The sequence below is a fragment of the Aureimonas sp. SK2 genome, assembly GCF_029813115.1.
In the GTDB taxonomy this organism is placed as follows: domain Bacteria; phylum Pseudomonadota; class Alphaproteobacteria; order Rhizobiales; family Rhizobiaceae; genus Aureimonas.
In genome coordinates this window covers 1-8,009 of the sequence record NZ_JAPZDS010000037.1, presented here as the reverse complement: position 1 = coordinate 8,009, position 8,009 = coordinate 1, and the positions used below count along the sequence as shown (strand labels likewise).

The 8,009-nt window shown below is 62.2% G+C and carries 7 protein-coding genes; 6 read left to right on the top strand and 1 reads right to left on the bottom strand.

The window, feature by feature from the left end; all coding sequences use genetic code 11:
* A partial coding sequence (locus O5O54_RS21915; protein ID WP_279483976.1) for a hypothetical protein occupies window positions 1-862 on the bottom strand: 862 nt, incomplete at its 3' end.
* A gap of 338 nt (window positions 863-1,200) precedes the next feature.
* Here O5O54_RS21915 and O5O54_RS21910 point away from each other — a divergent pair.
* The 6 genes from O5O54_RS21910 to O5O54_RS21885 all read left to right on the top strand — a co-directional run.
* Window positions 1,201-1,623, top strand: coding sequence for a Rid family hydrolase (locus tag O5O54_RS21910; RefSeq protein WP_279483975.1), 423 nt, complete (start codon window positions 1,201-1,203; stop codon window positions 1,621-1,623).
* 3 nt (window positions 1,624-1,626) lie between these two features.
* A complete protein-coding gene (locus tag O5O54_RS21905; protein ID WP_279483974.1) occupies window positions 1,627-2,796 on the top strand; it encodes an FAD-binding oxidoreductase in 1,170 nt (389 codons plus the stop codon).
* 76 nt (window positions 2,797-2,872) lie between these two features.
* On the top strand, window positions 2,873-4,390 hold the full coding sequence (locus O5O54_RS21900) for an ABC transporter substrate-binding protein (protein WP_279483973.1): 1,518 nt from the start codon (window positions 2,873-2,875) through the stop codon (window positions 4,388-4,390).
* Window positions 4,390-5,331, top strand: a complete 942-nt coding sequence (locus tag O5O54_RS21895; protein ID WP_279483972.1) for an ABC transporter permease — start codon at window positions 4,390-4,392, stop codon at window positions 5,329-5,331. Before O5O54_RS21900 ends, O5O54_RS21895 begins: the two co-directional genes overlap by 1 nt.
* Window positions 5,328-6,233, top strand: a complete 906-nt coding sequence (locus O5O54_RS21890) for an ABC transporter permease (RefSeq protein WP_279483971.1) — start codon at window positions 5,328-5,330, stop codon at window positions 6,231-6,233. Before O5O54_RS21895 ends, O5O54_RS21890 begins: the two co-directional genes overlap by 4 nt.
* On the top strand, window positions 6,230-8,009 hold a 1,780-nt coding region (locus O5O54_RS21885; protein WP_279483970.1), incomplete at its 3' end, for an ABC transporter ATP-binding protein. The genes O5O54_RS21890 and O5O54_RS21885, both read left to right, overlap by 4 nt.

Genomic DNA, 8,009 nt, shown 5'->3' with positions numbered 1-8,009 from the left:
CCTTCAGCTCTTCAACGATCGCGGCAGTTAGCATCTGGAGGGTTCGCCCATCCGCCTCCTGCCATCGCAATGACCAGTCCACGTTCCGTTTGGGCGAGTAGGCCACAAGCCGAAACCGACCCGACGGCACGTCCTGCTCGGTCGTCCAGGTGTTTGCCAGCTGCCAGGGTCTTGCGAATCTGATCGTGCGGCTATCCTCATGGTGATAATCACCACCGAAGTATCTCATCGTCACGCGCTCAGTCATTTCGATGAGCGCTAGCCCGATCGGCACAGCACCGATTGTGAAGACCGTCGGGCGATCTGGCGACCAGATACCGCCCGAGTGATAGCGACCATATCTGCGATCTTTGAGCGCGACCTCCTGCTCATCGACATGAATTCCATGCAGATCATCGCCGGCTTGCGCAATTCGAACGTCAAGCTCCTGATCCCTCAGCGCCATGTACAGGTCGTTCGCGATGGATAGCGCTCGTGAGAGCGAAGGCTCCGATGATCGCACGTCGGGCAGGATCCGCTTATACGACCGAAGGAACTCGCCCCGTTCCGTCGCTCGTGTTTTGCGGAAGTGCTCTTCGACGCCGAATAGGATGGGGTGCCGAGGTGGAAGCGGAGGCCTCGAGACGCGCTTTCTTTTTGAGACCGCCGCCTCCCCTTCTAGCCTTTTCGGTCTTGGCTTCGCCGGCGCTGCCGTAATTTCGATGGTCTCATCGCTGCCATCGGGCAGTGGCGGCAGCTTAACAGCAAGCCCCAGCGCTTTGCGCGTCCAGTACCCTGATCCCGGGTAAGGTATCCGGTGCCTTTGGCAGATGGCAGCCAGCGCCGTTCCTGAGATGCTGAAGTCCGGCGCGATCTTGCTCAACGGACTCCGGCAAACGCGCTCGTACAGTTCCTTACGGCTGATACGCATGACGAAAGGCTTCCTTCCCATACCCCACGGCACGCCAGTTTGAGCGGTGTATCTGTCCTCCGCTATCCCTCCAGCGATTGGCTGCGCTGTTCGACTGCCCATGCACCCCCCGCTGAATGCGGGTCAAACGTCACTTCTTCTCGCTCTCACGTTCCCGAGATATGCCGATAATCGCAACATTCCGATTTGCCAGGTTTCACATAACGGAAGGGCGTTGACAGCCGCCGGTCGTTGCGCCCGAATACAAGACGACCGAAGCAACTTTAAATTCATTGCTATTGGAAGCCAACATGACCGTCGTCGAACGCGTAAAAAGCGGAAGCCCTTATGAGGACCGCTTTAAATTTTCCCGCCTCGTCAAAGCAGGAAATTGGATTTACTCATCCAATACAGCCGGCCGCAATTACAAGACCCGCGAGATGCCTAAGGATCCCGCGGGACAGGCTCATCAAGCTCTCGACAATTTATCGGGTGCGTTAGCCGGCGTCGGTGCGAAACTATCTGATACGGTCCGCTTTCACATCAGCGTCGCGAGTCCCGATGATCTAGAGCCCGTCCTGGCGGTGATTGCAGAGCGGGTTCCGGAGAACGACCCGGCACACACGATTGCGATCGGACCTCAGCCTCATCCTGAAATGCGGCTGGAACTCGCGATCACGGCCTTCATCCGTGATCCCGCGTCACCCGACGTCGTCACCAAAGTCGAACCTTAAGAGATGGCGGACGTCGTTATCATCGGATCCGGAATCAGTGGCGCAGCCACTGCCTACGAACTCGCCAAAGAGGGCCTCAGCGTCGTCCTGGTAGACCGCTTTGGTCCGGGAGCCATGGCGTCAGGCTGGACACTGGCCGGCGTACGTCAGTCCGGCCGCCACATCGCCGAACTCCCACTTGCCAAGGCTGCCGTCGAGATCTGGGAAACGCTCGGCGAGGAACTGGACGCACCCACGCATTACCGGCGAGGCGGAAATCTCAGGCTAGCTCGCAACGAGGAGGAGGTCGCGATCATTCGCGGCATCGTCGCCGAGCAGACGTCATCCGGTCTTCAACTCGACTTTCTCCCCACAACTAGGGATGTGCGTGAGATTGCGCCCGCGTTGAGCGAGGATGTGCTCGCCGCATCGTTCTGCCCGACCGACGGTAGCGCCGATCCCTCCAGCACGGTTGCGGCGTTCGTCGCTGCTGCAGTGCGCCTGGGTGTCGATACGCGTTTCGGAGAGCGCGTCCTTGAAGTCGAGACGGAAGACGGAAAGGTCACGGGAGTGCGCACCGATAAGGGCAGCATTCCTACCCGAAAGGTCGTGGTCGCCGCGGGCATCTTCGGCAACGAACTTCTGCGTCCGCTCGGGATCGACGTTCCGTTGCAGATCCCAATGGTCACCGTCCTACGCTCGGCGCCCTTAGACGCCGTACTGGAGCAAGTCATCGGCGTCGCCAATGCCGACTGCGCCGGTCGTCAGGAATTCAACGGACGTTTCCGTGTCACCAGCGGCCTTCAGGATTGGCACGGCGGCTTGCAGGAAACGCAGAAACCCGAAGGAACCCGCCCCCGCGTCCTCCCGACCGGCCGCAGCATGGCGCAGGTTGTGGAATTGTTCGGACACGTCGTGCCGGCCTTCGCTCAAGCACAGATCGAGGAGTCCTGGGTTGGGCTCATCGACCTCACCCCTGACGCTCTACCTGTGATCGATGCCGATGCGGGACCGGAAGGTCTTGTGGTCGCCATGGGATTTTCGGGCCACGGCTTCTGCCTTGGTCCCATCACGGGTCGGCTGATTGCTGACTTGGTGCAGGGGCGTCCGGCTCGGCTCCCGATTGAGCCCTTCCGGTATCAACGCTTTCACAACAGCCGATCCTTCGCCGAAGGAGCGACGCTGCACGGCTGATTTCGCATTCGCCCTTCCCTTTTGCCGCCAGTTGGAGTCGAGGACGATGGTCAAGAAATGCATGAACCGCCTAGCAATGAGCACCGCGCTTCTCATGACGCTTGCGGCTCCCGTTGCCGCACAGACGCTGACAGTAGCCGTCCCGGGCAACGATCTCGGCACTCTCGACCCACATCGTGCAAGCGCCACCCTCGATAAGACCGTGATCAACTGGATGTTCAACGGGTTGGTGCGCACCGCGCCCGGCCAGTTCCGTCTCGATACGATCGAGGGCGACATCGCCGAAAGTTGGACGAACTCCGAGGACGGGCTCGATTGGACCTTCGCTCTCCGCCGCGACGTGACATGCCACGGCGATAACAGCCCGCTGACGGCACGCGACGTGGTGTACTCGTTGAAGCGCGCCGCCTCGCCGGAGACTTCTTCATACTCGGGCGACTATTCGGCCTTGGAAACGATCGAGGCTGTGGACGACCACACGGTGCGCATCCACTTGTCGCGTCCGCTCCCCAGCGTTCTCGGTCTCCTCGTTCCCTTCAACGGTGGCGCCATCATCTGCGAAGCCGCGGGTACGAGGCTCGGTGAGGGCTTCGGCCGCAATCCGGTCGGAACCGGCCCATTCGAGTTTGCCGAACACCAAGCCCAGCAGTTCGTCCGTCTGGTAGCGAACGAGGATTATTTCCGAGGGAGCCCTCACATCAAGGAGATCGTCTACCGTTACATCTCCTCGGACTCCAGCCGTGACCTCGCCTACCAGTCCGGTGAAGTGGATATGATGAATGGGCGGTTCGAAGAGTCTTGGGTCACTCGGACGAGCGCTCTGCCCAACACGACGGTCGATGTCATCGGACCGAACGAACTCCACCAGCTCCATCTCAACATCACTCAGCCGCCGCTCGATGACATCCGGGTGCGGCAGGCCATTGCCCTTGCAGTGGACCGGAGTGGTATTGTCGCCTTCCGCGGCCCGTCGCTGACGATCCCGGCCACATCTGTGATTCCGTCAGGCTACCTTGGCTACGAAGCGCAGCCGCTTCCCGAGCGTGACGTCGAGCGCGCGAAGGCTCTTCTTGCAGAGGCCGGCCATCCAGACGGGATCGAGTTGCGAGCGGTTCAGACGACCTTGCCTGCCATGCTCACGACGATGGAGGTGGTGCAGGCCCAGCTTGCCGAAGCCGGCATCCGGTTGAACTTCAGCCTCGTTGACCACCCGACCTTCCATGAACAAATCCGCCAGGATCTTTCGCAGGTCGTCTACTACGGCGCTGCACGCCTGCCCGTTGCAGATATCTTCCTCACCCAATTCTTCGATTCCGACAGCATCGTTCAGAAGCCGAAGGCAGTGACGAATTTCTCCCATTGTGGTGTCGCGGACCAGGAACTCCGCGAGGCTCGCAACGAGGCCGACCCGGAAAAGCGCTTGAAACTCTGGGCGACGGCTCAGCGAAAGATCGTCGAGGCTGTCTGCGCGGTTCCGCTTTACGAGATGGGTCAACCCTGGGCCTGGAACAGCCGCGTGACCTTCGCAGTCCCCCAGGAAGGCTCACTGAACCTTTCGCCGTCGCTGGATGAAACCACGCGCCTGGCGGATTAATGATCGGCTTCATCCTCCGAAGACTCGGCTTCGCCGCGATCACGCTCATCGCCGTCCTGACGCTGGTGTTCTTCGTGGTGCGGGTGCTGCCGGGTGATCCGACACTTGTCATCCTTGGGGATCAGGCGAGCACCCAAGCCATCACGCTTCTGCGCGAGCGCCTGGGTCTCGATCAGCCCGTCTGGATGCAGTACCTCACCTTCATCGGAGGAGTCGCAGGCGGAGATTTGGGTACGTCGCTGGTATCAGGGCGACCAGTGCTTCAGGAGGTGCTCAACGTCCTCCCGCATACCTTGCAGCTTACGGCGCTCGCCCTGATCATGGGCGTCGCCCTCGGCCTTCCCGCGGGGGTGTGGGCTGCAGCCAACCGCAACCGTATTCCGGACTACGTCACCCGGGTCGTCTCGCTCCTTGGCTTGTCGGCTCCAGCCTTCGTATCCGGGATTGTACTTCTCCTCGTGTTCGCCATCATGCTTCGATGGTTTCCGGTGATCAGCGGCGGACGCGGCGCGACCCTTCTGGATCGCGGACGAGACATCTTCCTGCCAGCCCTGAACCTCGCCCTCATCATGGCTGCCTACGTCACGCGCGTGACGCGCTCATCCATGCTCGAGGTGCTGAGCCAAGATTACGTACGCACGGCGATGGCCAAGGGAGCCTCGAACACCGTGGTGATCTGGCGGCATGCCCTGCGCAACTGCCTGATTCCAGTCGTAACGGTCGTAGGCCTTTACCTCGGCATTCTGATCGGAAACTCCGTGCTCACGGAGATTGTCTTCAATCGTCCGGGTCTTGGCCGCCTCATCGTGGGAGCGCTCAATCAGCGCGACTACGCGATGCTGCAGGGACTGATGGTGATCTACACCCTGATCGTCGTCCTCGTGAACCTGGTGACCGACCTCGTCTACGGCCTGATTGATCCGAGGGTGCAGTACCGATGACGCAAACTGATCTTCCTCAGCGGATCGGCGGAGGGCGTGAGTTCGCCGCGCTCGTTTCCAACGCTGTGCGCTTCTGCGGTCGTACTCTCGTCAGCAGTCCGACGACGTTGGTCGGAGCTGTCCTGTTCGGGCTAATCGTCGTGCTGGCAATCGCCGCGCCGTGGATCGCACCCTACGATCCGATCGCCCAGAGTATCGTCCGACGCCTTCAAGGTCCGAGCTGGCAGCATTGGCTCGGTACCGACGCTTACGGACGCGACATCCTTTCCCGCCTTCTATTCGGCGCCCGCTATTCGCTGACAATCGGCATCCTGTCTATCCTGGCTGCCGTCGTGATCGGGTCCCTCATCGGTCTGCTGGCCGGTTACTTCGGCGGACGGACGGATATCGTCATCATGCAGATGATGGACGTGGTGCTCGCCTTTCCCGCCTTAATCCTGGGCCTGATGCTGGTCGCGATCCTGGGCGCCAGCGTCTTCAACATCATCGCGGCGATCGCCTTCACCGCGATACCCGCGTTCGCGCGCATCGCCCGCGCTCCAGTCATGGCGCTGCGGGAGCGCGAATTCATTCAGGCTGGACGCGCCCTCGGCTTCTCCGACGCACGGCTCATCTTCCGGCACATCCTGCCCAATATCGTGCCCGAGATCGTCGTGATGGCATCGCTCTGGATGGCGACGGCGGTGCGCACCGAGGCGTCGCTCGCCTTCATCGGCCTCGGCATCGCGCCGCCCACCCCAACCTGGGGCGGCATGGTGCGCGAAGGCTTCGAAAACATACTCGACAGTTATGCCGTCGCGCTGTTCCCAAGCCTTGCCGTCCTGATCCTCGTCTTAGCGCTGAACCTCGTCGGCGACGGTCTGCGCGACGCGATCGATCCAAAGCTGGGGCGCAGCACATGAGCGGTAACGAACTGGCTCTACAGGTCGAGGACCTACGCGTATCGTTCGGGCGGGCCGAGGTGGTGCGGGGCGTTTCATTCGCCCTTCCAGCCGGCCGGACTCTGGCAGTGGTCGGCGAGTCCGGCTCGGGAAAGAGCGTAACAGCCCTTTCGATCATGCGTCTCCTGCCGCCGTCCGCTCGCGTGTCAGGACGGATCGTCGTTGACGGGACGGACATGCTGTCTCTTTCGACTAAGGAGGTTCGACGCGCGCGCGGCAAGGTGGCCGGCATGATCTTCCAAGAACCCATGACCAGCTTGAACCCGGTGATGCGGGTCGGCGATCAGGTGGCCGAGGCCCTTCGGTATCATACTGACCTGACACGGGCTGAGGCGAGCGCGGAAGCGTTGCGCTTGTTCGATCGCGTCCGTATCCCGGACGCACGTCGACGCTACGGCGAATATCCGCACACGTTCAGCGGCGGCATGCGTCAACGTGTGATGATTGCAATGGCCCTGGCCTGCAGGCCACGCCTGCTGATTGCGGACGAGCCGACAACAGCACTCGATGTGACGATCCAGGCGGAGATCCTAGGCCTTCTGGCAGAACTCCAGCGGGAAACCGGAGCGGGGGTGCTGTTCATCACCCACGACATGGGCGTCGTCGCGGAAATCGCCGACGATATCCTCGTGATGCGCCACGGCAGCGCGATCGAAGCCGGGAGCGCTGAGCAGGTCTTCGCCGAGCCCCGCGAACGGTACACACGAGACCTCCTCGATGCCGTACCTCGCCTAGGTGCCATGGCTGGCATCGCGGGTCCCCGCCGTTTTCGGGAGCGCGGTACGAGTGGCGCATCCACTCCCGCAGAACCAGCGGTGGAGGAGCGGGTCATGCAACCGCTCCTTGAGGTCCGAGACCTCGTAACCCGCTTCCCTGTGAAAGGGGGCCTCCTCGGTCGTCACATCGGCAACGTCCATGCGGTGGACGAAGTATCGTTCACGCTCGGGCGTGGCGAAACACTGGCACTGGTGGACGAGTCGGGCTGCGGCAAGTCTACCACGGGACGCTCGATCCTACGGCTCGTCGAGCCCGAGGGCGGGGGCGTTCGCTTCGAGGATGCCGACGTACTCGCCAGCCAAGGGCCGGAGCTGCGGCGCATCCGCCGCAGCATCCAGATGATTTTCCAGGACCCCTACGGCTCACTCGATCCGCGGCAGACCGTCGGCTCGGCGATCGCCGAACCCATCCACGTCCATGGTATCGCGGCTCGCAGCGAGGTCGAGGATCGTGTGGCCGCGCTCCTGGGCCGCGTCGAACTCGATCCGGCCCTCGCTTCCCGGTTTCCGCACGAGTTCTCGGGCGGCCAGCGCCAGCGCATCTGTATCGCCCGCGCCCTCGCACTCGACCCGCAACTGGTCATCGCAGATGAGGCCGTGTCGGCACTGGACGTCTCGATCAAGGCCCAGGTCACCGATCTCCTTCTCGACCTGCAGGACGATTTCGGCTTGTCCTACCTCTTTGTGAGCCACGACATGGCGGTCGTCGAGAGGGTAAGCCATCGGATCGCGGTTATGCGACGCGGGCGCATCGTGGAGATCGGGCCGCGCGAAGCGATCATCGGAGAACCACAGCATCCCTACACCCGCAACCTCTTGGCCGCCGTGCCGGTAGCAGACCCGCGCCGGCGTCGCCCAAGGGCGGCTGGCAGCACCGACGAGATGAAGAGCCCGATCCGCCCGCTCGGCTTCATGCCGCCAGCGCCTCGGTACCGCGAGGTGGGACGCGACCACCTCGTCC